This is a genomic window from Caballeronia sp. EK (assembly GCF_014384845.1).
Lineage (GTDB): Bacteria > Pseudomonadota > Gammaproteobacteria > Burkholderiales > Burkholderiaceae > Caballeronia > Caballeronia jiangsuensis.
On sequence record NZ_JACSUE010000007.1, the window covers coordinates 555679 to 581459 of the forward strand.

Annotated in this window: 26 protein-coding genes; 16 read left to right on the forward strand and 10 right to left on the reverse strand. The window is 61.8% G+C overall.

What is annotated here, in order from left to right:
* The first annotated feature begins 1 nt into the window (after window position 1).
* From IAG25_RS23935 to IAG25_RS23960, 6 genes are all read left to right on the forward strand, one after another.
* Window positions 2-1279 carry an SEL1-like repeat protein gene (locus tag IAG25_RS23935; protein ID WP_187607044.1) on the forward strand — a complete coding sequence of 426 codons (1278 nt, stop codon included), beginning with the start codon at window positions 2-4 and terminating at the stop codon, window positions 1277-1279.
* A 355-nt stretch (window positions 1280-1634) separates the two neighbouring features.
* Window positions 1635-2912 carry an SEL1-like repeat protein gene (locus tag IAG25_RS23940; RefSeq protein ID WP_187607045.1) on the forward strand — a complete coding sequence of 426 codons (1278 nt, stop codon included), beginning with the start codon at window positions 1635-1637 and terminating at the stop codon, window positions 2910-2912.
* Between the two features lie 139 nt (window positions 2913-3051).
* Entirely contained in the window at window positions 3052-4062 is a 1011-nt protein-coding gene (locus tag IAG25_RS23945; protein WP_187607046.1) for an SEL1-like repeat protein, read from the forward strand.
* 266 nt (window positions 4063-4328) lie between these two features.
* The gene (locus IAG25_RS23950) at window positions 4329-5384 is read left to right on the forward strand and encodes an aromatic ring-hydroxylating oxygenase subunit alpha (RefSeq protein WP_187607047.1); all 1056 of its coding nucleotides are present in this window, start codon (window positions 4329-4331) and stop codon (window positions 5382-5384) included.
* 22 nt (window positions 5385-5406) lie between these two features.
* Window positions 5407-5577 (forward strand): rubredoxin, encoded by a 171-nt coding sequence (locus IAG25_RS23955; RefSeq protein WP_035510294.1) that lies wholly within the window; start codon window positions 5407-5409, stop codon window positions 5575-5577.
* Window positions 5574-6743 (forward strand): FAD-dependent oxidoreductase, encoded by a 1170-nt coding sequence (locus IAG25_RS23960; RefSeq protein WP_187607048.1) that lies wholly within the window; start codon window positions 5574-5576, stop codon window positions 6741-6743. The genes IAG25_RS23955 and IAG25_RS23960 overlap by 4 nt, the downstream gene beginning before the upstream one ends.
* A 144-nt stretch (window positions 6744-6887) precedes the next feature.
* On the opposite strand, the gene IAG25_RS23965 is transcribed toward IAG25_RS23960, so the two are convergent.
* A complete protein-coding gene (locus IAG25_RS23965; RefSeq protein WP_187607049.1) occupies window positions 6888-7817 on the reverse strand; it encodes a LysR substrate-binding domain-containing protein in 930 nt (309 codons plus the stop codon).
* A 189-nt stretch (window positions 7818-8006) separates the two neighbouring features.
* Window positions 8007-8864: an oxidoreductase gene (locus IAG25_RS23970; RefSeq protein WP_187607050.1), complete on the reverse strand. Its 858-nt coding sequence runs from the start codon at window positions 8862-8864 to the stop codon at window positions 8007-8009.
* A 121-nt stretch (window positions 8865-8985) separates the two neighbouring features.
* On the opposite strand from IAG25_RS23970, the gene IAG25_RS23975 reads away from it, so the two are divergent.
* From IAG25_RS23975 to IAG25_RS23985, 3 genes are all read left to right on the forward strand, one after another.
* Window positions 8986-9921, forward strand: a complete 936-nt coding sequence (locus tag IAG25_RS23975; protein WP_187607051.1) for a LysR family transcriptional regulator — start codon at window positions 8986-8988, stop codon at window positions 9919-9921.
* A 94-nt stretch (window positions 9922-10015) separates the two neighbouring features.
* Window positions 10016-10381: a BON domain-containing protein gene (locus tag IAG25_RS23980; RefSeq protein WP_187607052.1), complete on the forward strand. Its 366-nt coding sequence runs from the start codon at window positions 10016-10018 to the stop codon at window positions 10379-10381.
* 45 nt (window positions 10382-10426) lie between these two features.
* Entirely contained in the window at window positions 10427-12019 is a 1593-nt protein-coding gene (locus IAG25_RS23985; protein WP_187607053.1) for an MFS transporter, read from the forward strand.
* A gap of 28 nt (window positions 12020-12047) precedes the next feature.
* Here the strand turns inward: IAG25_RS23985 and IAG25_RS23990 are convergent, their stop codons facing one another.
* Window positions 12048-12419, reverse strand: coding sequence for an NUDIX hydrolase (locus IAG25_RS23990; RefSeq protein ID WP_187607054.1), 372 nt, complete (start codon window positions 12417-12419; stop codon window positions 12048-12050).
* 217 nt (window positions 12420-12636) lie between these two features.
* On the opposite strand from IAG25_RS23990, the gene IAG25_RS23995 reads away from it, so the two are divergent.
* Window positions 12637-13386: a DUF2278 family protein gene (locus tag IAG25_RS23995; protein WP_187607055.1), complete on the forward strand. Its 750-nt coding sequence runs from the start codon at window positions 12637-12639 to the stop codon at window positions 13384-13386.
* A gap of 132 nt (window positions 13387-13518) precedes the next feature.
* Entirely contained in the window at window positions 13519-13743 is a 225-nt protein-coding gene (locus tag IAG25_RS24000; RefSeq protein WP_187607056.1) for a hypothetical protein, read from the forward strand.
* Window positions 13744-13791: 48 nt separating this feature from the next.
* On the opposite strand, the gene IAG25_RS24005 is transcribed toward IAG25_RS24000, so the two are convergent.
* Window positions 13792-14418 carry an NADPH-dependent FMN reductase gene (locus IAG25_RS24005; RefSeq protein WP_187607057.1) on the reverse strand — a complete coding sequence of 209 codons (627 nt, stop codon included), beginning with the start codon at window positions 14416-14418 and terminating at the stop codon, window positions 13792-13794.
* A 246-nt stretch (window positions 14419-14664) separates the two neighbouring features.
* Here IAG25_RS24005 and IAG25_RS24010 point away from each other — a divergent pair, with 246 nt between their 5' ends.
* The 3 genes from IAG25_RS24010 to IAG25_RS24020 are packed head-to-tail and all read left to right on the forward strand — an operon-like array spanning window position 14665 to window position 17358.
* Window positions 14665-15582 (forward strand): ABC transporter permease, encoded by a 918-nt coding sequence (locus IAG25_RS24010; RefSeq protein ID WP_187607058.1) that lies wholly within the window; start codon window positions 14665-14667, stop codon window positions 15580-15582.
* Complete coding sequence (locus IAG25_RS24015) at window positions 15569-16333, forward strand: ABC transporter ATP-binding protein (RefSeq protein WP_187607059.1); 765 nt, start codon at window positions 15569-15571, stop codon at window positions 16331-16333. Before IAG25_RS24010 ends, IAG25_RS24015 begins: the two co-directional genes overlap by 14 nt.
* 26 nt (window positions 16334-16359) lie before the next feature.
* Window positions 16360-17358, forward strand: a complete 999-nt coding sequence (locus IAG25_RS24020) for an ABC transporter substrate-binding protein (RefSeq protein ID WP_187607060.1) — start codon at window positions 16360-16362, stop codon at window positions 17356-17358.
* Between the two features lie 50 nt (window positions 17359-17408).
* Here IAG25_RS24020 and IAG25_RS24025 read toward each other — a convergent pair whose 3' ends face one another.
* Genes IAG25_RS24025 through IAG25_RS24050 form a run of 6 tightly spaced genes read right to left on the reverse strand, consistent with a single transcriptional unit; the run spans window position 17409 to window position 23826 of the window.
* Window positions 17409-18611, reverse strand: coding sequence for an SfnB family sulfur acquisition oxidoreductase (locus tag IAG25_RS24025; RefSeq protein ID WP_255503879.1), 1203 nt, complete (start codon window positions 18609-18611; stop codon window positions 17409-17411).
* 1 nt (window position 18612) lies between these two features.
* Window positions 18613-19944 carry an LLM class flavin-dependent oxidoreductase gene (locus IAG25_RS24030; protein ID WP_187607062.1) on the reverse strand — a complete coding sequence of 444 codons (1332 nt, stop codon included), beginning with the start codon at window positions 19942-19944 and terminating at the stop codon, window positions 18613-18615.
* A complete protein-coding gene (locus tag IAG25_RS24035; protein WP_187607063.1) occupies window positions 19941-21137 on the reverse strand; it encodes an LLM class flavin-dependent oxidoreductase in 1197 nt (398 codons plus the stop codon). The genes IAG25_RS24030 and IAG25_RS24035 overlap by 4 nt, the downstream gene beginning before the upstream one ends.
* Window positions 21134-22798, reverse strand: a complete 1665-nt coding sequence (locus tag IAG25_RS24040; protein ID WP_187607064.1) for a rhodanese-like domain-containing protein — start codon at window positions 22796-22798, stop codon at window positions 21134-21136. The genes IAG25_RS24035 and IAG25_RS24040 overlap by 4 nt, the downstream gene beginning before the upstream one ends.
* A 38-nt stretch (window positions 22799-22836) precedes the next feature.
* A complete protein-coding gene (locus IAG25_RS24045; RefSeq protein ID WP_187607065.1) occupies window positions 22837-23574 on the reverse strand; it encodes an SDR family NAD(P)-dependent oxidoreductase in 738 nt (245 codons plus the stop codon).
* A 57-nt stretch (window positions 23575-23631) separates the two neighbouring features.
* Window positions 23632-23826, reverse strand: coding sequence for a hypothetical protein (locus IAG25_RS24050; RefSeq protein ID WP_187607145.1), 195 nt, complete (start codon window positions 23824-23826; stop codon window positions 23632-23634).
* On the opposite strand from IAG25_RS24050, the gene IAG25_RS24055 reads away from it, so the two are divergent.
* On the forward strand, window positions 23827-25158 hold the full coding sequence (locus IAG25_RS24055; protein ID WP_255503880.1) for an LLM class flavin-dependent oxidoreductase: 1332 nt from the start codon (window positions 23827-23829) through the stop codon (window positions 25156-25158).
* Between the two features lie 23 nt (window positions 25159-25181).
* A complete protein-coding gene (locus tag IAG25_RS24060; RefSeq protein ID WP_187607067.1) occupies window positions 25182-25775 on the forward strand; it encodes a nitroreductase family protein in 594 nt (197 codons plus the stop codon).
* The last annotated feature ends 6 nt before the right edge of the window (window positions 25776-25781 follow it).

The window sequence follows — 25781 nt, forward strand, 5'->3', positions numbered from 1 at the left end:
AATGCATTCTCTCGCCCTCGCTTTTGTCACGATCGTAGTATTAGCCGCCTGCTCGAAGGAGACTCCTTTGCCTGATTTGCAAAACGTTGCCCAAATACGCGCCAATCTTGCTTTCACCTGCAGCTGTGAAGCGGATCGGTTGCCAGCACTTGATCCGGATGCTGACGCGGTGTTCCGTTACGGTCGCTATCTACACACGCGAGATGGGCCTAAGGATTTCAATGAAGTGGCGCGCTACTATCGGATTGCGGCGGCGCACGGCCATTACAAAGCGAACCATAACGTGCAGCAACTTGTCTCGAGCGGTTTCGCTGATTCGCCAGGCGCTGCCCACGAGGCAGTCGAATGGGCGACACGACTCGTTGAACAGGGCATTCCGACCGGCTACTACGACATTGGCTACTATCTGAAATTGGGTTACGGTCTCAAGCAGGACCCTGAGACGGCGTTGAAATACATTCGCAAGGCAGCGGATTTGGGTAATGCAGATGCCCAGTACTACTTATCCGACATCTTGTCACGACATGACAGACAATCTAACGTATGGCGTGAGATGCTTCGATGCGCGACCGAGCAAGGACATGGGCGCGCGGCCTACGAACTAGGTGTATATCTTAAGGTCAAGAAGGATTTTCACGAGTCGCTAGTGGTGCATCAAAAGGGAGTGGAATCGGGAAGCAGTGAGTCTGCATCAAGCCTCGCGGAGGCGTTCTTGGATCAACCCGAGGCCCGCGAGCTCTACTCACTTAACGTCAGCAAGGATGAGGAACGCGCACGCCGCTACGAGAAAATCGAGTCATTTCTCGACGAGAACGAGCTAAGCAATCCAAAAGTGCCAGACATAGACAAGATCGTTCCACTTCCACCGGCCCAGCTTCCGCCTTGGGATGGCACATTCGAATGGGAGAAGGCGCACGCTCAGATTCCGCCGAAGCCATCGGATGCGTTGATGGAACGGTTGGCGAAAGAGAAGAACTTGGATCCGTCGACAGGCTTGCCTTTAACGCAACAGCAGATCGGCGCGAGAGAGAGCAAGTTGCCGCTCGGTACTACGGCTCGTGCACTGGAAGCATGTCCGCAAACGGGCGTGTGGAGGGCTTGCCCGCCTGCGGGCTATATCGCGAAAAGTGCCGAACGAGCCTTTCGGAAGGGGAATGAGTTGCCTCTCCTTCACGTCGAACAGCCGCGCGGCATTGCACTGCTCGATAGCGTACTAGGCACGCGCCGTATGCACACGGACGGTGTATGGAAGTTGATTTCCTATGGAGACGAAGCGTGAGCGCGGGGTGGTTACTTTAGCCGTACGGCGTAAGCACTATCGCTTAACGATCGCAAAGAATCAAGGAATTCTTCTGACACTAGCTGCCCGAACGTCCTGCGCTCGCGTAGGGCGTCGCGCTGGGGTTTCGCCTGTTTTACTTGGATCAGAAAGCGGGCGTTTCGATGCCGAGAACGAAGTGCTGGCCGGGGAACCGGATAAAGCGCTGCAGTTCGCGAGCGAACCGCTGATGGCTATCGCTGGTTCCTACCTGACAGCAGCGGAAAGGAAGGGAACTCGATGGACTAGATGTTTCATACGCTTTCTTAGTTGAATCACGGAGATGATCCGAAGTAAACCTATAACGACTAGAACAATGAAATTTCTCGCCCTCGCTCTTTTTGCGATCCTAGCCTTAGCCGCGTGCTCGCAGGAGAGTCCTTTACCTGATTCGCAAAGCGTGGCGCAATCACGCCTCAATGTTGCATTCACCTGCAGCCGTGAAGCGGATCGGTTGTCAGCACTTGATCCGGACGCTGACGCGGTGTTCCGTTACGGTCGCTATCTACACACGCGAGACGGGCCCAAGGATTTCAATGAAGTGGCGCGCTACTATCGGATTGCGGCGGCGCACGGTCATTACAAAGCGAACCATAACGTTCAGCAACTCGTCGCGAGTGGTTTCGCTGATTCGCCAGGCGCTGCTTACGAGGCGGTCGAGTGGGCGACACGACTCGTTGAGCAAGGCATTCCGACTGGCTACTATGATATTGGCTACTATCTGAAGTCTGGTTATGGACTAAAGCAGGACCCTGAGATGGCGTTGAAATACATCCGGAAGGCTGCGGATTTGGGTAATGCCGACGCTCAATATTACATCTCGGACTTACTGTCGCGATATGACAGACAATCTAACGTATGGCGCGAGATGCTTCGATGCGCGACTGACCAAGGCCATGAGCGCGCAGCCTATGAGCTAGGCGTATATCTTAAGGTCAGGAAGGATTTTCAAGAATCGCTAGCTGCATATCAAAAAGGGGTGGAATCGGGAAGCAGTATTTCCGCATCAAACCTCAGAAAAGCGTTTTTGGATCAACCCGAGGCCCGCGAGCTCTACTCACTTAACGTCAGCAAGGATGAGGAACGAGCACGCCGCTACGAGAAAATCAAGTCATTTCTCGACGAGAACGAGATTAGTAATCCCAAGGTCCCAGACATAGACAAGATCGTTCCACTTCCACCGGCCCAACTTCCGCCTTGGGATGGCACATTCGAATGGGAGAAGGCGCACGCCCGGATTCCGCCGAAGCCATCGGATGAGTTGATCGAACGGTTGGCGAAAGAGAAGAATCTGGATCCGTCGACCGGCTTGCCTTTGACGCAACAGCAGATCGGCGCGGGAGAGAACAAGTTATCGCTCAGTACTACGACTCGTGCACTGGAAGCATGTCCGCAAACGGGCGTGTGGAGAGCTTGCCCGCCTGCGGGCTATGTCGCGAAAAGTGCCGAACGAGCCTTTCGGAAGGGGGATGAGTTGCCTCTTCTTCACGTCGAACAGCGGCGCCGCATTGCACTGCTCGATAGCGTACTAGGCACGCGCCGTATGCACACGGATGGTGTATGGAACTTGATTTCCTTTGGAGACGATGCATAAGTACCATCGTCTAACGATCATCGCTTGTTCCTACCTGACAGCAGCGGAAATGCGGGACACTCGATGGACCAGATGTCCCATACGCTTCCTTAGTTGAATCACGGAGATGATCCGAAGCGAACCTTTGACGACTAGAAAAATGAAATTTCTCGCGCTCGCTCTTTTTACGATCCTAGCCTTAGCCGCGTGCTCGCAGGAGAGTCCTTTGCCTGATTCGAAAAACGTGGCGCAATCACGCGCCAATGTTGGGTTCACATGCAGCCGTGAAGCAGATCGGCTGCCAGCACTTGATCCGGATGCTGACGCGGTGTTCCGTTACGGTCGCTATCTACACACGCGAGACGGGCCTAAGGATTTCAATGAAGTGGCGCGCTACTATCGGATTGCGGCGGCGCACGGCCATTACAAAGCAAACCATAACGTGCAGCAGCTTGTCTCGAGCGGTTTCGCTGATTCGCCAAGCGCTGCCCACGAGGCGGTCGAGTGGGCGACGCGGCTCGTTGAGCAAGGCATTCCGGCTGGCTACTACGACATTGGCTACTATCTGAAATCTGGTTATGGTCTAAAGCAGGATCCTGAGATGGCGTTGAAATACATTCGCAAGGCAGCGGACTTGGGTAATGCCGATGCCCAGTACCATGTCTCGGATTTACTGGCGCAGAATAGAACAGAATTGGACGTTTCGGATCTGATGCTTCGATGCGCTGCTGATCAGGGACACGGGCAGGCGGCGTATGAGCTGGGGGTCTATCGCGAGGATGATCGGAAATTCAACGAATCCCTACTGGCATATCAGAAGGGAGTGATGGCTGGGAACAGTGCTTCGGCGTCAAGCCTTGCCGAGTCGTTTTTGGATAGGCCAGATGCTCGGGAACTCTATTTTCTCGACGTTAGAAGGGATCTCGAGCGATCCCGTCGATACGAAATGATCAGAAAGTTTCTAAGCGAGAACGAACTGAGCAATCCAAAAGTTCCAGACATAGACAAGATCGTTCCACTTCCACCGGCTCAACTCCCGCCATGGGATGGCACATTCGAATGGGAGAAGGCGCACGCCCGGATTCCGCCGAAGCCATCGGATGAGTTGATCGAACGGTTGGCGAAAGAGAGGAATCTGGATTCGTCGACAGGCTTGCCTTTGACGCCATAGCAGAGATCGGCGCGGGGGGCAGCAAGCCGCCGCTCGGCATGACGGCCCATGCACTGGAAAGCATGTCCGCAAACCGGCGTCTGGAGAGCCTCCCCGCTCAAGTGCCGTGCCGCTGACGTCATCGCCCCATCACGCCCCATTCCCCTCAAAACATAGACTTAATGTCCCCCCAGCGATTGGGCGACACACCACACACCGATATCGTTATCTCCACGCGGTCGCACCGTGCAAGACCGCCAAGATCCAGCAGATTGGAGACAACAATCATGGCGACCCCCACCGTCGCGCCGCTCACCTTCCAGCGCGCACCCAACCTTCCTCGCAACTGCACGTTCGATCCGCATGACTGGCAAATCCTGAGCCAGTACTGGCACCCGGTCGCGTTCGCGTCGGATATCGCGGACAAGCCTTTCAGAGCGCAATTGCTCGATGAATCGCTCGTCGTGTTCCGCTCGAACGGCACGCTCGTGGCCGCGCGCGATGTGTGTCCGCATCGCGGCGCGCCGTTGAGCCAGGGCTGGGTCGAGAACGGCAACCTCGTGTGCCCGTATCACGGCCTCTCGTATGGCGCGAACGGCAAGTGCAACCACATTCCTTCGCAGGAAGGCGGGCCGATCCCCGATCGCCTGTGCCTGACGACGTATGCCGCGCAGGAAGCCTACGGCCTCGTCTGGGTCTCGCTCGGCGGCGGCGCGCAACCGTTGCCCGACTTTCCCGCATGGAACACCGAAGGCTTCCAGCAGATCCTTCCGCCTTCCATCGACATCAAGGCATCGGCGGGACGTCAGACCGAAGGCTTCATCGATGTCGCGCACTTCGCGTGGATTCATCATCACAGCTTCGCGGACCGGCGCAATCCCGTCGTGCCCAACTATACGGTCGAGCGTCGCGACAACGGCATGCGCGCCGAATACGTGAGCAGCGTGAGCAACTTCCCGAAGTCGATGCAGCATCGCGCGCCCGATGGCTTTCTGTGGCGCCGCGTGTTCGAAGTCGATGTACCGTTCTTCGCGCGTCTCACCGTGCAGTTTCCCGAAGGCGGTCGGCTCGCGATCCTCAATGCGGCGAGCCCCGTGTCCGCGCGCCTCACGCGTCTGTTCGTGCCGATCGCGCGGAACTTCGACAGGGACTTGCCGCTCGATGACGTCTACGCGTTCAACCGGCAGGTGTTCGAAGAAGACCGCGCGATCGTCGAACTGCAATGTCCCGAAGACTTGCCGATCGATCGCGCCGCCGAAGCGCCCATCCTCGCGGATCGCTCGTCGGGTGCGTATCGCCGCGCGCTCGCCGAGATCGGGCTTGGCCAGAACTACGTCCGCTGAAGCGCATACGGAGCACATCATCATGAAGATCTGGGAATGCGTGATTTGCGGCTTTCGCTACGACGAAACGCAAGGTTTGCCCGAAGCGGGCATCGCGGCGGGCACGCGCTGGGAAGACGTGCCCGATGACTGGCTCTGCCCCGATTGCGGCACCGGCAAGCAGGACTTCGACATGCAGGTGGTGACGGCATGAGCACTGATACTGAAGATCGCGTGATCATCGTCGGCACGGGCATCGCCGGTTATACGGTCGCGCGCGAACTGCGCAAGCTCGACAAGAACGTGCCCATCGTGCTCATCAGCGAAGATGCCGGCGATTTCTATTCGAAGCCGACGCTCTCCAACGCGCTCGCGATGAAGAAGGCGCCGCATGAACTCGTCACGTTCGATGCCGGCGCAATGCGCGCGCAACTGAACGCGGGCATCATCGCGCATCGCAAGGTGGAGCGCATCGCAGCCGATGCGCATGAGGTGATCGTGAACGGCGCGCCGCTTCGTTACGCGAAGCTCGTGCTCGCGCTGGGCGCGGACGCACGCCGCATTCCGCTTGTCGGCGATGGCGCGTCCGACGTGCTTTCCGTGAACAGTCTCGACGATTACACGCGTTTCAGGGCGCGTATCGAAGGCGCGAAATCGATCGCGCTGCTCGGCGCGGGATTGATCGGCTGCGAGTTCGCCAACGATCTCGCGCTCGCGGGCTACGACGTGACGCTGATCGATCCCGCGGCCACGCCGCTTTCGCGATTGCTTCCCGAACTCGCCGGCGACGCATTCGCGCGTGCACTGGATCGTCATGGTATTCGCCTGCGCCTGGGGCAATCGGTTACGTGCGTGAACAGGCGTGAATCAGGTTACGACGTCACGTTGAACGATGGCGAAGTCATCGGCGCGGATGTGGTGTTATCGGCGATCGGTCTTGCCCCTCGCACCGAACTGGCTGCGCAGGCGGGGCTCGATATCGACATCGGCATTCGCACCGACGCGTGGTGCAGAACCAGCGCGCCCGATATCTATGCATTGGGCGATTGCGCGGCAATCGAAGGCAAGGTGCAGCCGTATGTCCTGCCGATCATGCATGCCGCGCGCGCACTCGCACGCACGCTCGCCGGCGAGCCGACGCGCGTCGAATTTCCCGTCATGCCGATCACGGTGAAATCGCCCGCATCGCCGACGGTCGTCGTGCCGCCGAATGAATCCGGCACATGGCGTTTTGCTCCGGCGAGCGACGATCCGCTCGACGGCCTTTCCGCGCTGTGCGAACACGCCGCCGACAAGCGCGCGCTCGGCTTCGCATTGCTCGGCGCGGCGACGCAAGGCAAGGCCGCGCTCATCAAGGCGATGGCGGCGGGATGCTTCTGAACCGGTGACCAAACAACGATAACGACGCAGCTTGCTTCTGACCGACCCGCGTCGCGTTCACCGATGATGCACCGAAGGCCTGTCGCTTTGTTCATCGGTTGAACGCATTGACGCCGCGCTTTGTACGCGGCGTTTTTTTGCTTTTCAGGCGACGTCGCTGACGAGCGTGCGCGAAACGGTCGTCACGAGCTTGCGCAGCCAGCGCGTCGCGGCACTGCGATGCGTTCTTTCGTGCCACAGCTGATAGTAGGTCAACGCGTTCGTTTCGCCGGGAATCGGCTCGATGCGCAACGGCAGAATGCGCGCATAGTGCGATGCGAGCGCGCGCGTCGTCGTGAAGAGAAGGTCGGAACGAACGAGCACATACGGCGCCATGCCGAAGTAGGGCAGCGTGGTCGTCACGGTGCGCGTGAGGCCGTTGCGCGCGAGTTCCGTGTCGATGGTGCCCCATGCCGTCGTGTTGTACGTCGTGACCGAAAGATGCTCGGCGCTTTCGTAGGCATCGCGCGTGAGCTTGCCATTGCCGATGGGGTGATCCGAGCGCATCAGGCACACGAGTTCATCCTTGCACAACGGCTGCAGATGCAGATGCTCCGGCGGCGTCCTCCAGTTGCCGATGACGAGATCGAGCAGGCCCGTTTCGAGCCCGTTCTCGTAGCCGCCGTCCACCATCATCAAATGCTTGAATTCGAGCTTCGCGAGCGGCGCGGCCTGATGAAACGCATCAATGACGGCGGGCACGAAGAACACGTCGAGATAATCCGGCGAGCCGATGCGAAACGTGCGCGTGCTCGCGACGGGATCGAACGTGGTGTTCGGATGCAGGATCGCGTCGATGTTGCTGAGCGCCTGCGCGGCCGGCTCGATCAGCGTGAGCGCGTGGCTCGTCGGCACCATGCGGCTGCCGCTACGCACCAGCAAAGGATCACCTGTAATTTCGCGCAAGCGGCGCAAGGCAATGCTCACCGTAGGCTGCGATTGTCCGAGCAGACTGGCGGCGCGCGACACGCTCGACTCGGTAAGGAGCGTATGCAGCACACGAATCATGTGCGAGTCGATGCTTTCCCTGGACATCGTGCGGCTTGACCTCTGGCGTGGGGGGCATCTTGTCGTTCGTCGTGGCCCTGTGTCATCGCAATATACGGACGGATATTGCGATGGTCAACGCAGGGCCTTTACCGACGATGCCGCTCAAGCCTTATGCCGCCTGATTCATGCCCGCGGAACTATGCTGAGAATGGTCGCGGTGTTATGCGCAATCGATCAGCTCGCGAAGTCCGTCGAAGCCGACAACTCGCGCCAGCTTTCCGTTTCCGCCGTGACGTACGCGTTCTTTTCCGCGATGGCCTTCAGCGTGTCGGTGCCGAGCGCGAGACGCAGCGGCGGCGTGTGCGCATCGGCGAGCGTGACGAGCGCGGTCGCGAGCTTCTCGGGATCGCCCGGCTGATTGTGATTCATGCCCACAGCGAAGCGCCGCACATTGCCGGAAGTCGCATCGTAATCGTCGATGATTTCCTTGCCCACGAGAAGCGACGACGCATCCAGAAAGTCCGTGCGAAAGTAACCCGGCTCGACGACTGTCGCGTGAATGCCGAGCGGTTGCAGTTCCGCATGCAACGCTTCGGTGATGCCTTCGACGGCGAATTTCGTCGAGCAATAGACGCCGAATCCCGCTGCCGAGCGATAGCCGCCTATCGACGACATGTTCACGACGTGGCCGCTCTTCTGCTTGCGCATCACGGGCAGCACCGCGCGCGTCACGTTGAGAAGGCCGAAGACATTGGTGTCGAACATGCGGCGCACGTCGGCGTCGCTCGATTCTTCGACGGCCGCGAGCAGCCCGAAGCCCGCGTTGTTGATCAGCACGTCGATGCGGCCGAACTTCGCGACGGCGGCTTCGACGGCCGCTTTGGCCTGCGCTTCGCTCGTGACGTCGAGCGCGACGGGCAGCAGCGCGGGCGATTCGCCGAGGCGCTCGACGATCGCCGCGACATTGCGGCCTGCGGCGACGACCGCGTTGCCGTCGTCGAGCGCCGCGCGGGCGATCAGCGCGCCGAGGCCGCGCGATGCGCCCGTGATGAACCAGACGCGCTTGTATTGCTGTTGGGTTGCGTTGCTCATGATGTGCTCCGTTGTGTCGGTGGTGGTGAACGTGAAACGAAGCATAGGGCGTCCGATTCGCACGAACTAGCCGTCAAACGCTAGACTGATAATCAACTTTAATTTGCGAATCGAGGCGTCCATGAACGAGGTCCGCGCGATATCGATCTTCGTGCGCGCCGCCACGCTCGGTAGTCTGCGGCGTGCGGCCATTGATCAGGGGATTTCGCCGCAAGCCGCGAGTCACGCGGTGATGCAGCTCGAAAAGTCGCTCGGTGTGCGCCTCTTTCATCGCACGACGCGCAAGCTCTCGCTGACCGAGGAAGGGCAGAGGCTATTGCAGAACGTCGAGCCGGCGCTCGCGATGCTCACATCGGCGATCGCGGACGCCAAGAGCGCAAAGGAAGACATCGCCGGTCCGTTGCGCATCAGCGCGCCGAAAGCGCTCGGGCGCGCGTTGTGGCCGCCGGTGCTGGCGTTCGCGGCGCTTTATCCGGACGTCGAGCTTGATGTGCGTTTCGACGACCATTTCACCGATCTCGTCGAGGAACGCGCCGATGTCGGTTTGCGCGGCGGCTCGGCGCCCGCTGGCGGCGCGATTGCAAGGCGGCTCGTGCCGATCCAGCTCATCGTGTGCGCGTCGCCTGCGTATATCGAACGACACGGCGCGCCGCGTACCGTCGACGATCTCGCGTCGCATCGTTGCACCGGCTATCGCCGCGCGAACACGGGCAAGCAGGCGCCGTGGGAATTCATGATCGGCGACGAGATTGTCTATCGCGAGATCGCGGCGGCGCTCTGCACCAACGATATCGATGCGGAAGCCGACGCGGTGCTCGCCGGTCTCGCGATCGGCCAACTCGGGAGTTTCTCGGCGGTCACGCATATCCGCGAAGGGCGGCTCGTGCCCTTGCTCACGCGGCATCTGACGCAGCGCGAATCGATCTACATCTACTACCGGCATCGGACGGAGCAGCCGCTTCGAGTGCGAACGTTCATTGACTTCATGATCGAAAGGCTCGCGGACAACGGGGATTTGTTCCTGTCATCGGCGGAATTGCGCGCGTTCGCGAAATGAATGGCCCGAATCCCTGCGATATGGCGAAGCCGCGACTAGAATGCATCGTGCCCTCGTGCCACCACAGTCAATGAAGCCAACCTGGAGCCAAGCGATGAAAACGATCAATGCGCTCAGACTTGCCGCCGTTGCATCAGCGATTGCCTTCTCCGTCAACGCATGGTCCCAGACCAGCGATGCGGCCTCGACCCAGTCCGCAACGCCGTCGGCGAGCGCCGGAAGCTCAAAATCGGCGGCCCGCAAGGCCAACCATGCGCTCAGCAGGAAAGTGTCGCAGGCGATGCAGAAGGGAGGCGTCGATCTGAACGGCATCGATGTGATCGCGAAGAACGGCGCGATCACGCTTGCCGGACACGCCGCCGACGCGGAGCAGATCGACAAGGCCGTGTCGATCGCGAAAGGCGTGAGCGGCGTCACGTCCGTGAAGAATGTTCTGACGATTCAGGAAGGCGGGCAGTAGGCTCCCGCTCGCGAGCGCGTAACAACTTGCGTGCTCGCGCCCGTCATGAACTCGTTCGCTGACGTTCACGATCCGGAACGGCAGCGCCTGCCGTTTCGCGAATCGCTGCTCGCGATGCTCGGCATCGCCTTCGTCACGATGCTGGTCGCGCTCGACCAGACCATCGTCGGCACCGCGATGCCACGCATCGTCGCGGAACTGAAGGGCTTCGATCTGTACGCGTGGGTCGCGACCTCGTACATGCTCGCATCCGTCATCACGATTCCGATTTTCGGGCGGCTCGGCGATCTGTATGGACGCAAGCCTTTTCTGCTCGCGGCCATCGTGCTGTTCACACTGGCGTCCGTGCTGTGCGGCTTCGCGAACAGCATGTTGTTTCTCGTGATCGCGCGCGGCGTGCAGGGCATCGGCGGCGGCATCCTGCTCGGGACGGTATTCGCCGCCGTGGCCGATCTCTTTCCCGATCCGAAGCTGCGTCTGCGCTGGCTCGTGCTCGTCACGTCGACATTCGGCGTGGCCAACGTGATCGGCCCGACGCTCGGCGGCATGCTCACGCAGATGCGCGGCTGGCGGCTCGTGTTCTTCGTCAACGTGCCCATCGGCATCGTCTCGCTATTGTTCGTGCTGTTGTTCGTGCCGAATCTGCATCGTCTGAAGCAGCGCGGACGGATTCAACTCGACTGGCTCGGCGCGTGTGTCGTCGCGGTGACGCTCGGCGCTTTGCAACTGCTGATCGAACTCTTGCCGAAGGAAGGCGTGAGCGGCATGACGATCGTGCTCGCGCTCATCACACTGGTGTTCGGCGCGACGCTGTACTTCTGGGAGAAGCGCATGGGCTATCCCGTCGTGCCCGTCGATGTGCTCGTCGACCGCAAGCTCGCCGCGCTCTTCGCGATCTCCGTGCTCGGCGGCTTCGCGCTCTTCTCGATGGCCTTCTACATTCCGCTGCTGTTTCAGGGCGGCTACGGCATGTCGCCGCACGATTCGGGCATGCTGATCACGCCGCTCCTTCTCGGCACCAGCGTCGGCAGCATGCTCAACAATCGCATCGTTACCCGCATTCCGCGCGCCAACGTGCTCATGTACGCGGGCTTTGCGCTGTGCGTGGCAGGCTGCCTCGCGCTCGTGTCGCTCAACGGCCATGAGCCGCATGCCGTGTGGATGGCGTGCATGGGCGCGAGCGGACTCGGCCTCGGGCTCGTCGCGACGAATCTCACGATCTGCTCGCAACAGATCGTCGCGCACGATCAGATCGGCGCGGTCACGGCATTGCTGCAATCGCTGCGCATTTTCGGCGGCATGCTCGGCACCGCGATCACGGGCGCATTGCTCGGGCACTTCTATGCGCGCAACGTGCATCGTCCGCTGGATGCGTATCAGGCGACGCAGTGGCTCAAATCGTTCGCGAGCCCGGATTTGCTGATCGATCGTGCGGAACAGTCGGCGCTGATCGAACGCCTCGTCGCCGCGGGCCAGTCGGGCGATGCGATGATGCATTCGGCGCGCATGGCGCTGGTCGCATCGATTCACGTCGGGCTCGTGGTGGCCGCGATGGCGGCATTCGTCGGCTTGTGTCTCGCGTGGTTCGTGCCTGCGGTGCGCGTCGTGTACGGCGATGCGAAACAGCAGGGCGCTTGACGGTTTCGTCGCCGCGAGCGAGGAAGGCTCAGCGCTTGCGCTTTTCGTCGGCGAGCGCTTTGACGATCAGCCTGGTCGGCGCAGTGGTGGCGAGCCGCGGGATTTCGGAAACGTGGACCCAGCGGCACCGCGATATCTCGTTGCTCGCGCGGGGTTTCGCGCTTTTCGGCACATCGCAGAAGAAGACGTGATGGTGCTTCTGCCGTCCTCGATGGTGGAACAGAAATTTTGCCGACTTGCCTGCGAGACGTGTCTCTTCCTTGAGCTCGCGCAGCGCGGCGTCCGGCAGATGCTCGCCTCGCTTGAGCATGCCGCCGGGCAGCGCCCATTTGGTGCGACGTCGTGCAACCAGCAATATCCGGTTGCCTTTTCGACAGATGACCGTGGCTCGCTTCCTCAAACTGGCTCCGACTTTTATTTTCTGTTCATGTGAATGTGCGCGGTGCGTCGTGCAGGCGGGTTCTAGTGTACCAATGACAGTTTCATTGTGGAGCGCTCGATGACGGCGGCATTTCCGAATTGCGTTTCAGCAAGACGTGTTCCGCTGGATCACGTTTCGATCGCAGGAATGTCACACTTGTCGAATCAAATGATCGTTCACTTCATGGAGCAGCATCATGGCGCGCAATGAATATGTTCTGTTCAAGGGCACGGTCACGCTCGGCGTTCCCTATCTCCAGAATTACAAGGGCGATCCGCATTATGTGATCGTCGGTGAAGACACGAATGGCAAGCCATTCAACATCGTCACCAATGTGAAATCGGACAGCTCCCTGACGGGCCCGGCGGGTTATCTCGTGCTGTATCTGTGGGATCAATATTTCGATCATCCGATGACCGCGGATCTCGCCCGGCTGCCTGCGGGCATCGCCACATCGAATTTCCCGAAGCTCGATTACGTGCACGACAAGCGCCTTCTCGATCTCACGGCGATGCGTCCAATTCCGCTCGACACCAAGGACGAGCACAACGATATCAACGCGCTGCTCAACGAGATGCTGCAACTCGATATGTCGTCGAGCGGCATCGACTATGTCTACAAGACGCCCGCTTATAGCGACGATCGCCTCGGATGGAAGCCTGCGAAAGAAGTCACTGTCTACGGCTTCGGCTTCCTGTTCGAACCGGGCAAAGACGGGCTGCACGAAACGCACATGAATCAGGGCAACCCAAAGCCGGGCAAGGGCAGCCATATCAAGGACCATTCGAACGAGAACGGCGTGTTTCAGGACGGCGCGGTGATGATCGAAGTGGATGGCAAGTTTCAGGCGCTCTTCGTCGCATTCCAGACGCAACTCGTGCCGACCGATAATCGCGGGCGGCCGATAGCGGGGCAGTCGCATCCGATTCTGGATGGTGCGAAGTGATACGCGCGATCATTTGAACTACGGCCCATGCGCCAACCCGGTGCACCCTGCAATGCATTGCAGAAAACCTTGTTTGTCCAAACGATTTTGACAGCCTAGAGTTGAGCTATTCGTGCACCGAGGGGGCGAGCCATGCCGCAATTCCTGACTCACTATTGGCAGGCGCTATCGGCGCCGGCCGGGCGCGTGCGTAAGCACTTCACGAAAGAATCGGCGGCGCAGGACGCGCACGCCGTCAGCGAAACCACGCGCGCGGAACAGCTCGAACATATTTCCGCCTACGCACGCGCGGGCTATTTCAACATGGGCTATACCGTCGATGCGTTCCAGTTGCCCAGCGAATCCCCGCTGCACTGAAACGAAAGAGACAAGCTGCGCGCGATGCGCAGCTTTATCATCGGTGACTCAATGCTGTGCGAGTTCCACTTCGTGATACGCGTCCGCCCGCGCCGCACCGAACGCCAGCGCGAAGCTCGACGCCTGTTTCCCCACGGTGCGAAGCTGCTCGACGACCTTCGGATCCGAACAGGTATCGGCTGATTCGAAGCGCGTCTCCAGCGTATTGATCGTCGCACCGAAAGGCGTCGGCCAGCCGCGCAACGCGTGCACGATCGAGCGCAGCGACGTGAGCACCGTGCCCGCCGCCTGCCATCCATATGCCGTGACGATACTGCCGACCGCGCGTCCGTCGAGATAAGGGCGCTCGTCGAGCCGCAGTTCCTCCAGCGTATCGAGCGCGTTCTTGACGAGGCCCGAGATGCCGCCGTGATAGCCGGGCGTTGCGATGATGAGCGCATCGGCCGCGCGCACGGCCTCGATGAGTTCATGTTGCTCGTCGGTGAGTTCGCGCGATTCCGGCGCATAGTGCGGCAGGCTATGCAGGAACGCGCCGCCGAAAAGCTGCACGCTCGCGCCGCTTTCCTGTGCGCCGCGCAATGCGAATGCGAGTGCCCGTTCGGTCGATGATTGAGGCCGCGTCGTGCCGCCGATGCCGACCACCCGTGGCCCGCGCGATGAAATGAATCGAGACAAGATCGATACTCCCTGAAAATAGGCTGTCTGATATCCCCAAGACATCATCCGCATACGTTAGGGGAGCGCGCCACATTCGCCAACGAAGCGAATCTGCTAAGCAATGCACGGTTCGCGCCTTTATCGGATCGTTGGAATCCAAATGACGCGGACTGCGCATAGCATCTTGCAAAGCGTTCGTTTGACGTGAGGACATGCGACCGTACCATCGGATGTTCCATTCCTTTCGGATTCCGACGAACGCCCATGAACGTCCCACGCTTTCCATCCGCCGCGCTCGGGCTCGATCCGGGCACGACGCCTGATCGCACTCATGGCGCCGATGCACGCGCCGTCGATCCACGCGCGCTCATCGATCTGCCGACGCGCGAAGTGCGCCGCCGCACCGTGCTGCAATGGTCCGTGCTGCGCTCGCGGGCGTTGCGTGTCGGCGTGCCGCTCGCGATCATCGTGTTGTGGCAGCTCGCGTCGTCGCTGCAACTCGTCGCGCCCGAAACCTTGCCGTCGCCCACGGTCATCATCGGGGCATTGAAGGAACTGATCGCCGATGGCGAATTGCAAAGCGCGATCGGCGTGTCGCTCGTGCGCGCGGCGACGGGCCTCGCGATCGGCGGTGGCGTCGGCTTGTTCGCGGGACTTTTTGCGGGGCTGTGGCGTGTGGGCGAGGAAATCGTCGATGCGCCATTGCAGATGCTGCGCACGATTCCGTTCATCGCGCTGATTCCGCTTTTTATTACGTGGTTCGGCATCGGCGAAGGCGCGAAGGTCGCGGTGATCCTCGCGGCCACCATTTTCCCGATGTATCTCAACACCTATGCGGGCGTGCGCGGTGTCGATCCGAAACTGCTCGAAGCGGCGAACGTGTTCGGCCTGTCGAGCCGGCAGATCGCGCTGCGCATCATTCTGCCGACGGCACTGCCTTCGATACTCGTCGGCGTGCGCTATTCGTCGGCGGTGGCGTTGCTCGCGCTCGTGGTGGCGGAGCAGATCAACGCGCAGAACGGCATCGGCTACATCCTCGTGAACGCGAACCAGAACCAGCGCGCGGACATCATCATCGCGGGCATTCTCGTGTATGCGGCGCTCGGCATCGTGACCGATCTCATCATGCGTGCGCTCGAACATCTCGCTCTTCCTTGGAGGCCGCGCTTTGAACTCGCCTGATAACGCATACGCCAGGTCCGTGCGCGACGAACGCGAGACCGCGCTCGAACTCGATGGCGTGAGCCGCGTGTTCGCGGGCCGCGCGGTGCTGAAGGATGTATCGCTCAACGTGAGACGCGGCCAGTTCGTATCGATGCTCGGCGCATCGGGCGCGGGCAAGACGACGCTCCTGCGCATTCTTGCAGGCCTCGATCAGGCCGACAGCGGCCGCGTGCGTGTCGCGGGTGCGCGCTCTGTCGTGTTCCAGGAACCGCGTCTCGTGCCGGCGAAGCGCGTGTGGGAGAACGTCGTGATCGGTCATGACCGCCTCAGCGCCGCGAAGCCTTCCGCACTGGCCGCGCTCGATGAAGTGGGACTCGCGACCCATGCCGATGGCTGGCCAAAGACGCTTTCTGGCGGCGAAGCGCAGCGCGTCGCACTGGCGCGTGCGCTCGTGCGAGAGCCGAAGCTGCTGTTGCTCGATGAACCCTTTGCCGCGCTGGATGCGCTCACGCGCATCCGCATGTATGAACTGGTCGCGCGCTTGTGGCGCGCGCATACGCCGGCGGTCGTGCTCGTCACGCATGACATCGACGAGGCGATTCTGCTGTCGGATCGTATCGTCGTGCTGTCGCAAGGCGAGATCAGCGCGGATGTGGTCGTCGATTTTCCGCGTCCGCGCTCGCGCAGCGACGAAGCATCCATTGCGCTCAGAACGCGGCTGCTCGCCGAACTCGGCGTCACGCAAGATTCGCCGCGCAAAGCGGCATAACGATTTAATTCACTCACCACACATCCATGCGCATCAGGAAACGCTTTACCGCTCTATTCGTCGCGAGTCTCTTCGGCGTGTCGGCGTCCGCATTTGCCGACGAACCGCTCACGCTGACCATCGGCACGCAGGACGCCGCGTGGCCGCTGATCGTCGAGGCATCGCACGTGCTCGACGGCGCGCCGTACAAGGTTAAATGGGCCGTGCTGACCGGGCCTGCCGCGCAGCTCTCCGCGCTCTATTCGAAAGTGCTCGATGTGGGGCTGATGGGCGATACGTCGCTCATTATCGAGCAGGGCAACGCGCGCGCGCCGTGGACGCCGGAGACGGCGCCGTTGCAGATCATCGCGGGATGGCGCAATCCCGACAGTAGCTATCCGCCTATCGTCACGGTCGTGCGCAAGGAAGCCGACGTGAAGAACCTCGCTGATCTTCGCGGCAAGACGTGGGGTTATAACTTTGGCGGCTTCAATTATCTGCAATACGTGCTGTCGTATAACAAGGCCGATCTGCGGCCGAAGGATTTTCAGGGCGTGAAGTTCGGCGATGGGAACGTGTCGGCGTCCGCGTTCAATGCGGGGCAGGTTGCGGTGTATTCGGGCGGCTATGGACCTGTGAAGGAGACCGTCGACAAGGGCGATGCGCGGGTCGTCATCAAGAGCGATGAACTCGATATTCCGGCGTTGTCGGTGTTCACGGCACGTACGGAAGTGCTGCGCGATCCGGTTAGGAGTCAGGCATTAGGCGATTTTCTCGGGCGCCTGAAGAATTCGTGGACGTGGTGGTCGCAGAACGTGCCGGCGGTCGAGAAGATCTATCTGGAGAAGATGAAGCAGAGCCCGGCGCGGGCGAAGTTTTCTGCGGAGAATGGAAGGTCGGTTTTTTATCCGCTCGATAAGCAGCTCGTCGCGAGAGAGCAGCGGATTGCGGATACGCTTTATCGGTCGGGGGATATCAAGAACAAGATCAAGGTCGATGTGGAGTTCAATCCGGTGTTCGATGCGCAGGCGATGGCGGCGAAGTGATGGGTGTCATCTGCTTATGAGAAAAGGCGCGCCGTGTGGCGCGCCTTTTTTTACGCCTGAATCGCGCTATATGGATGCGCATAAGTAAACGGATCGCAAAGCAACTCATTCAGCGCAAACTGCCCCACCGCGTGATACTTCCACCGCACGCTATCATGCAGCGTATGCGTTCTCGCATTGCGCCAATGCCGATCGAGGTTATGCTTTTCCAGCGTCGATTGCGTTCCCGCCAATTCAAAAAGCTTGTTCGACGCATCGAGCGCGAATTGCGTAGTGAGTATCTTGGCCTCGGCCGTCGCGACGATAGCCGCAGCCACATCGCTCCGCTCCGCTTCTCCACGCGCTGCATCGATAAGCGCCGCCGCACGCATTGTCAGCGCCTGCGCCGCGTGATATGCAACCGTCAGCGCGCCGATATCACGCAGCGAAAACGGATCATCGACCGCGCGTGTCACGGCACTTCCACGCGCCGGATGCGACAACTCTCTCAGAAACCGCTTCGTATCGTCGAGCGCCGCGTGCCCGATTCCCAGATCGATCGCCGCATGAATGAGTTGCGAGACCGCGTTGGCCGCATCGATATTCGCGCGGCGGCCGCGCTTCACGATCTGCAACTCGTCTAGCTCGACATTATCGAGCCGCACCTGACCGCTCGCCGTCGTGCGCTGCCCAAAGCCGGACCAGTCATCGATAACTTCGACGCCGCGCGCATGCCGTGCGACGAATGCGGTGACAGTCAAACCATCGTCGTCACGCGCGGCGACGGGAATCCAGTGTGCGAAGAGTGCTCCCGTCGAGTAGACCTTGCGCCCCGACAGCACGAATCCGCTTCCGCTGCGACGCACACGCGTCTCATGCTCCGACGGCAGCTTGTCGCCCGGTTCCGCGGTCGCATTGCCGAAGCGCTCTCCCGCAAGCGCGCGTGAAAAGAAGAAGTCCTGCTGGCTCGGCGTTCCGTCGTGTTTCAACCGTTCGAGCGTGGCGAAATGATTCTGCGGAATTTGTCCAAGCGATGAATCGGCCGCCGATATGATCTCGAACACATCGACGATCGTGCCAACCGAAACATCCGCGCCGCCAAACGCACGCGGCACGTTGATGCCCCACAGCCCCGACCCGCTGAACGTTTCGACTTCGTTCGAAGGCAGATGGCGCTCGCGATCACGGCGCGCTGCATCGACGGCGAATTCGCTCGCAAGACGGCGCGCGATTTCGAGTGCTTCATTGTCCGACCGGATAAGATTGATATGCATGTCACGCCGCCCGCGCCGCACGCGCATATTGACTCTCCGGCCGTGGCAAGCCCAGATGCTCGCGCAAGGTCGTGCCTTCGTAATCGCGCCGGAAAATGCCTTTCTTCTGCAACAACGGCACGACATGATCGACGAACGCCGCGAGTCCGGAAGGAAACACGTCCGCGTTGAGATTGAAGCCATCCGCGCCGCGCTCGTTGAACCAGAGCGCGATATCGTCGGCGATCTGCTCCGGCGTGCCGACGATGATCCGGTGCGCTCCCGGGTTGCGATCCAGCAGACCGCGCACCGTGAGGCTTTCGCTCTTCGCGAGCGCAACAGTCGAATCGATGAAGCCACGGGAGAGATCCGGACGTTTCACCTTCGCGATGAGTTCAAAAGGCAAAGGCGCATCGATATGCAGATCATCCGGCGCGAGGCCGAGCGCGCCCGCAAGACGCGCGACTTCACGATCGGTATCGAGCAGGGCATCCAGCTCGGCCTTGCGCTCGCGCGCTTCGCGCTCCGTGCCGCCGATCACCGGATACAAGCCGGGCAACAGCAGGAAGTGATCGGGATTGCGTCCATGCACCCGCACGCGCTCCTTCATCTCGGCATAGAACGCCTGCGCCGTGGGCAAGGTCGTCTGCGCGGTGAACACGGCATCGGCGAAGCGCGCAGCAAGCGCACGGCCTCCTTCCGACGAGCCCGCCTGCACGAGCACGGGCCGCCCTTGCGGACTGCGCGGCACGGTGAGCGGCCCGCGCACCGAGAAGTAAGTCCCGCGATGTTCGATCGCATGCACGCGGGATGGATCGGCATAACGGCCCGCCTTCTGATCGGCGATAACCGCTTCGTCTTCCCAGCTATCCCACAGCTTCGTCACCACTTCGACGAACTCCTGCGCGCGCGCATAGCGTTCCTCGGTCGTGAGCGGCACGTCGTGGCTGAAGTTCGCGGCGGCGGCGGCATCGTAGGTCGTGACCGCATTGAAGGCGATGCGCCCGCCGCTCAAATGATCGACCGATGCAAAGCGCCGCGCGAGATTGAACGGATCGTTGAATGTCGTCGATGCCGTGCCGATCAGGCCGATATGCGTCGTCGCGCCCGCGAGCGCGGTCAGCAGCACGGTCGGTTCCAGCGCCTGCGACGGTCCTTCGGCGTGATTGCGCAGCGCGAGCAGATCGGAGAGAAACACGGCATCGAGCTTGCCGCGCTCGGCGATCGCGGCGATCTCCTTGAAGAAGCTCAGATCGATGATCGAGCGTGGATTGTCGAGCGTGCGCCATCCTGCGGGATGACGTCCGACACCGGTGACGTTGGTGTTCAGATGCAGTTGTCGCGTGTGGCTCATGATGTCGTATGAAGATGCGGTTGATGAGCGGAAGCCGGAATGCGCAAGCCCGCCTCGACGAGCAGCGGCAATACGGCGTCGCCGAAATACGCGAGATCGGGTTCGAAGTCGAAGAAGGTGAGCTGCACGCCGTCGCATCCGGCATGCTTCAATGCGAGCAATTGCTCGACGATCTGTTCGGGCGAACCGATGAGATGCAGATTGCCGCCGAGAATGCGTTGCTCGCGCTTGTGCTTCGCCCACGCCTTCGCATCGCTGCGTCCGTGCATGCCGACGAAGCCATCGAGCGCGCCTTCGTCGGCATGGGCGACGATCGCATCGTGATACGCGCGCGCCTCGCGCTCGGTCGGCCGGCACACGATGGTCGGATTGATCAATGTGCGCACGCGCCGGTTCACGCGTTGCGCGCCTTCGCGAATCGTCGCGGTATGCGCGGGCAATGCGCCGATGGCGTCGTTGAAATCCGCGCCCGCGGGGCTCGTGATGAAGATGAGATCCGAATGCCGCACAGCGTAATCGATGCCCGCCGCCGAGCCCGTCGCGTTCACCAGCACGGGCCGATGAAAGCGCGGGCGCGGGCTCACGAACGCATCGTTCAATTGCCAGTGCTTCGTCCTGATATGAAGGTTCGCGTCGCTGCGCCAGAGCGTGTCGAGCACACCGACGAATTCCGCCGCGCGCACATAGCGCTCGTCGTGTTCGATCATCGGCTGGCCGAACATCGCCCATTCGCTCGCCACATGTCCGGTCACGAGATTGATGCCCCAGCGCCCGTTGGAAATATGATCGAGCGTTGCGCCGAACTTCGCGAGATGCAGCGGATGCCACGGACCATAGAGCGCATGCACCGTCGAGATGAGCACGATGCGCTCGGTGATCGCGGCGAGCGCGCTCGTCGCGATGAACGCATCGAGCGATTGCTCGCGATACTTGAGCGTGCCGCCATGCCCGTTCTTGCCGAGCCATTGCGCGAGGCCGAACACGAGATCGAAGCCGAGCGCCTCGGCCTTTTGCGTGAGACGCGCGTTGTAATCGAAGCGCCAGTCGGTGCCGCGCGGCAAGGTCGAGATGGACCAGCCGCCGTTCTGGATCGGCAGGAAGAGGCCGAGCATCAGCGGCTGCTGAAACGCCGCGTGCAGCGGGCTTCCGGGGATGTCGGCGGGGCTCGTGGTGCCGTCGAACGCAGGCGTCACAGGGCGCTCTCCTTCAGCGCGCTCAAACGCTCGTGGCTGCGCGCCGCAGTCGCGGTCTCGAAGTCGAGCACGTCGATCGATGCGATCGCGTCGCGCTCCAGTTGCGCGACGAGCTGCAGTTCCCATTCGAGGTACGCGTTCATCTGCCCGGCGACGCGATCCGGCGCGGCGTGATACGGGCTGTACCAGGCGTCGTCGTCGCCGGTGAGGTTGTTGTTGTCGCCCGATTCGAGCGGCAGCCCGAGCGCGCTCCAGCGACGCGTGCCGCCGATCAGCGCGGCGATGTGCGGCTTTTCGCGCGCAAGCTCGGCGGCGACCAGACCCGCGAGCACGCCATCGTCCGAAGTCAGCACGACTTGCTTGTCGTTCGGGAAGTCGTCGAGATGCGCGAGCAGTTCGCTCGCCGCGACGAAGCGCGCCCCGGTCACGTGGCCGCGCCTGAAAGCGAGACTGTTGTCGATGTCGATCGCTTGCGCCGCGCCTTCTTCGATCGACTTGCGCAACTGATCCGCCTCGATCCAGCGCGTGCGCGCGCCATGCGGACGCACGGCGAGCGGCTCGGGACCGGCTTCGAACGCATCGGCGCTTAGCGCGGCGCTTGCATCGTCGTCGAGCACGCGCACGTCGAGATAGCCGAGTTGCCTGAGCCACGACGCAGTCATGCGCGCGCGCACGCCATCGTCGTCGCGCAGCACCACGCGCGCGTGCAATGTGCCGATGTATTCGTCGGTCGCCTGCACGAGCTGGCCGCCCGGTGCCGAACGCCAGCCCGACGGATGACCCGCTTCGTATTCGAGCGGATCGCGCACGTCGAAGCGATACAGCGTGCGTTCGCCCTTTTCGCGCTCCAGCGTGGCGAGCGTCTCGCGATTGATGATCGGCACGTCGGCCTTGCGCGCGGCCGCGATCGCAAGCTCGCGTGCGGCGGCGAGCGTGTCGGCGTCGGGACGCGGCGCGGTGCGGATCTCTCCATGTTCGAGTTCGAGACCCGCGAGCAGCCACGACATCGAGCCGCCCGTCAGCGCCGCGACCGGATTCGGCACGCCCGCGTTGATGAGCGATTGCGCGCCGAGAATGCTGCGCGTGCGGCCCGCGCAATTCACGACGATCAGCGTCTCCGGCGAAGGCGCTGCCGCGAGCGCGCGATAGACGAGCTCCGCGCCCGCGCAGTCGATGCCGCCCGGAATGTTCATCGTGTTGAATTCGCCGAAGGGACGCGAGTCGAGCACGACGAGATCGTCGCCCGCGTCCTGGCGCGCCTTCAGTGTTTCCGCGTCGATGTTCGGCGTATGGAGTTCGTGTTCGATCACTTCGCCGAACGCCTTGCCGGGCACGTTGGTGCCGCTGAAGACTTCATAGCCTGCGTTCGCCCAGCCATCGACGCCGCCTTCGAGTATCGACACATCCGTATAGCCCCAGCGCGCGAGCAGCGCGGCGGCGCGCGGCGTGTGCTCGCCGTTCGTATCGACGAGAACGACAGGCGTGCCGCGCCGTGGCACGAGCCGTTCGATCAAGAGCCCGAGCCGGCCGACCGGCGCGACCGACGAATAGAAAAGACGCCTTCTTGCCGACACGCCTTCCTCGCGCACGTCGAGCACGGCGAGTTCGGAACGTTGAGCGATGAGCGTGCGCAATTGCGCGGGAGAAACGAAGCGAGGCATGGGCGATGAATCCTTTGTGCGTAGTCAGGAAGATGGCATCAGGCGTAGGGCGGCCCGCCGCCGTCGACATAAAGCCGCGTGCCGGTGACGAAGCGCGCGTCGTCGGAAAGCAGATAGGCGACCGCCGCCGCGACGTCCTCGGGCGTTCCGGGGCCGTCGAGCGCGGTGAGGCGCGTGAGCTCGTCGCCTGCTTGCGCGGTCGCCATCGCATCGAAGCGCGGCGAGCGGATCGGACCGGGCGCGACCGCGTTCACGCGCACGCCCTGCGGTCCGTATTTGCGTCCGAGCCCTTGCACGAGCAGATCGAGCGCCGCATTCACGCTCGAACCGGGAAAGTGATTCGGCGGCGGCGCGATGCCGCCACGTCCGCTGATCGCGACGATCGCGCCGCGTCCCTGTTCGATGAAGCGTGGCAGCGCGGCGCGGATCGGACGCACGGAGCCGAGCAGCTTGGCGTCGATGACGCGTTGCCAGTCGTCATCGGTGAGATCGAGAAAGTCGCCGAACGCGGCGACATTCGTGCTCGTGACGAGCCCGTCGAGACGACCGAAGCGCTCTTCGATATGCGAGAACGCGGAACGCACGCTGTGATCGTCGGCGACATCGACGGAAAGCGGCACGACGCGCGGCGCATCGGCGAAGCGTTCCGTATCGACGTTGCGTGACGACGCGATCACGTGCGCGCCCGCATCCGCGAGACGCTTTACCGTGGCCGCGCCCAATGCGCCGAATGCGCCCGTCACCCAATAGACGCGATCTTCGAAAGTCGAACTCATGATGTGCGCGCCTCGACGTCAGAGAAAAGAAACTTATCTTCGTCGCGCGCACAGTCGTCACAAACCGATCTTTTCAGCGATGCTTTCGAACGATTCGATGCTTTGAATAGCTGCGTATGTGCGAAACGTATTCATTTGCTTAGCAGCGTAAATTGGTTTGTGCCGAAGGACATCGCTCTTATGATTTTTCTTCGGCATATCCGGCGACGCATTGCGCACATGAGCAGGCACATCCACTTCAACGCGTTTCACATGAACGCGCCTGCGCATTCGTGGGCGGGCTTCTGGCGGCATCCGCGAGACCGCTCGACGGAGCACAACACGCTCGCTTACTGGGTCGATCTCGCGCAGACCGCCGAGCGCGGTCTCTTTGACGGCGTGTTTCTCGCCGATGTCTTCGGCATCTACGATGTCTACGGCGGCAACACCGATGCGACGCACCATTCCGCGGCGCAATCGCCATCGCATGATCCGATGCTGACCGTGCCCGCAATGGCGTACGCGACGAAACATCTCGGCTTCGGCGTGACGGCGAACCTCACGTATGAGCATCCGTATCAGTTCGCGCGGCGCTTTTCCACGCTCGATCATCTGACCGGCGGGCGCGCGGGGTGGAACGTCGTCACCGGTTATCTGGAGAGCGCGGCGCGCGGCATGGGCCTCGATACGGCGCGCGAGCACGATGAACGTTATGCGGCGGGCGAGGACTTTCTGGAAGCCGTGTACAAGCTATGGGAAGGAAGCTGGGCCGATGGCGCCGTCGTGCGTGACAGGCGCACGGGTCAGTACACCGATCCGTCGCGCATTCGCCGTGTGCGGCACGAAGGGCCGTATTACCGAGTCGATGGCTTCAATCTCGCCGATCCGTCGCCGCAGCGCACGCCGGTGCTGTATCAGGCGGGCGCGTCGGGACGTGGCAAGGCGTTCGCGGGCAAGCATGCCGAATGCGTGTTCCTCGAAGGACAGACGCCCGCGATCGTCGCGCAGGCCGCGCGCGATATCCGTCAACATGCGCTCGATGCCGGCCGCGCCGCCGACGACATCCTGCTGTATCTCGGCGCGACAGTGGTCGTCGCGCGCACGTCGAAGGAGGCGCGCGAACTGCACGCCGAATACGCGGAATACGTCGATGTGCTCGGGCAGCTCACGCTTGTCTCGGGATGGACGGGCATCGACTTCGCGGCGCTCGGCATCGACGAGCCGATTCGCTATGTGAAGAGCAACGCGCTGCAATCGACGGTCGAGAATCTCACGAAACGCGCGGGCCGTCCGATCACGCCGCGCGACATGACGCGCTTCGATCAGATCGGCGGGCGCGGGCCGTTCATCGTCGGCGATCCACGCGAGGTCGCGGATCAACTGATCGCGTGGGCCGATGAAACCGGCGTCGATGGCTTCAATCTGCGAAGGCTCGTGATGCCGGAAAGCCTGCAATCGTTCGTCGATCTCGTGGTGCCGGAATTGCAGAGTCGCGGACGTTATCGCACCGCGTATGCCGAGGGCACGTTGCGCGAAAAGCTCTTTGCCGGGCGCGGGCCGCGTCTCAACGAAACGCATCCGGGCGCGCGTCATCGCGTTTTATGACTAAATTATTATTCGATTCATTCATGACACATCGACCCGCTCCTACCGATATCGCCATTCATCCGCTGATCGCGGGACGATGGAGCCCGCGCGCTTATGCGGATCGCGCCGTCGCGCATGCGCAGGTGGTCGCGTTGCTGGAAGCGGCGCGCTGGGCGCCGTCGGCGTATAACGTGCAGCCCTGGCGCTTCGTCGTGTTCGAGAAGGCGCAGGATGCCGATGCCTTCGCGCGCGCATTCGAATTGCTCGTGCCGTTCAATCGATCATGGAATGCGAATGCGCAAGTGCTGATCGCGGTGCTCGCGGACACGCTGAACGCGAAAGGCGAGATCAACGCGAGCGCAGCCTACGATGCGGGCGCGGCCGCGATGGCGCTCTTGCTTCAGGCGCACGCGCAGGGACTCGCCGCACACGCGATGGGCGGATTCGACGCGAACGGCCTCAAACAAACGTTCGATATCCCGGAGCGCTTCACGGCGCTCTCGGTGATTTCCATTGCGCATCATGGCGACGCCCGCGCGCTGCCTGCATCGTTGGCCGAGCGTGAGCTCGCGCCGCGTGCGCGCCTGTCGCTCGAAGATATCGCGCAATTCGGCGCGTGGCGCGAAACGCGTTGATCGAAC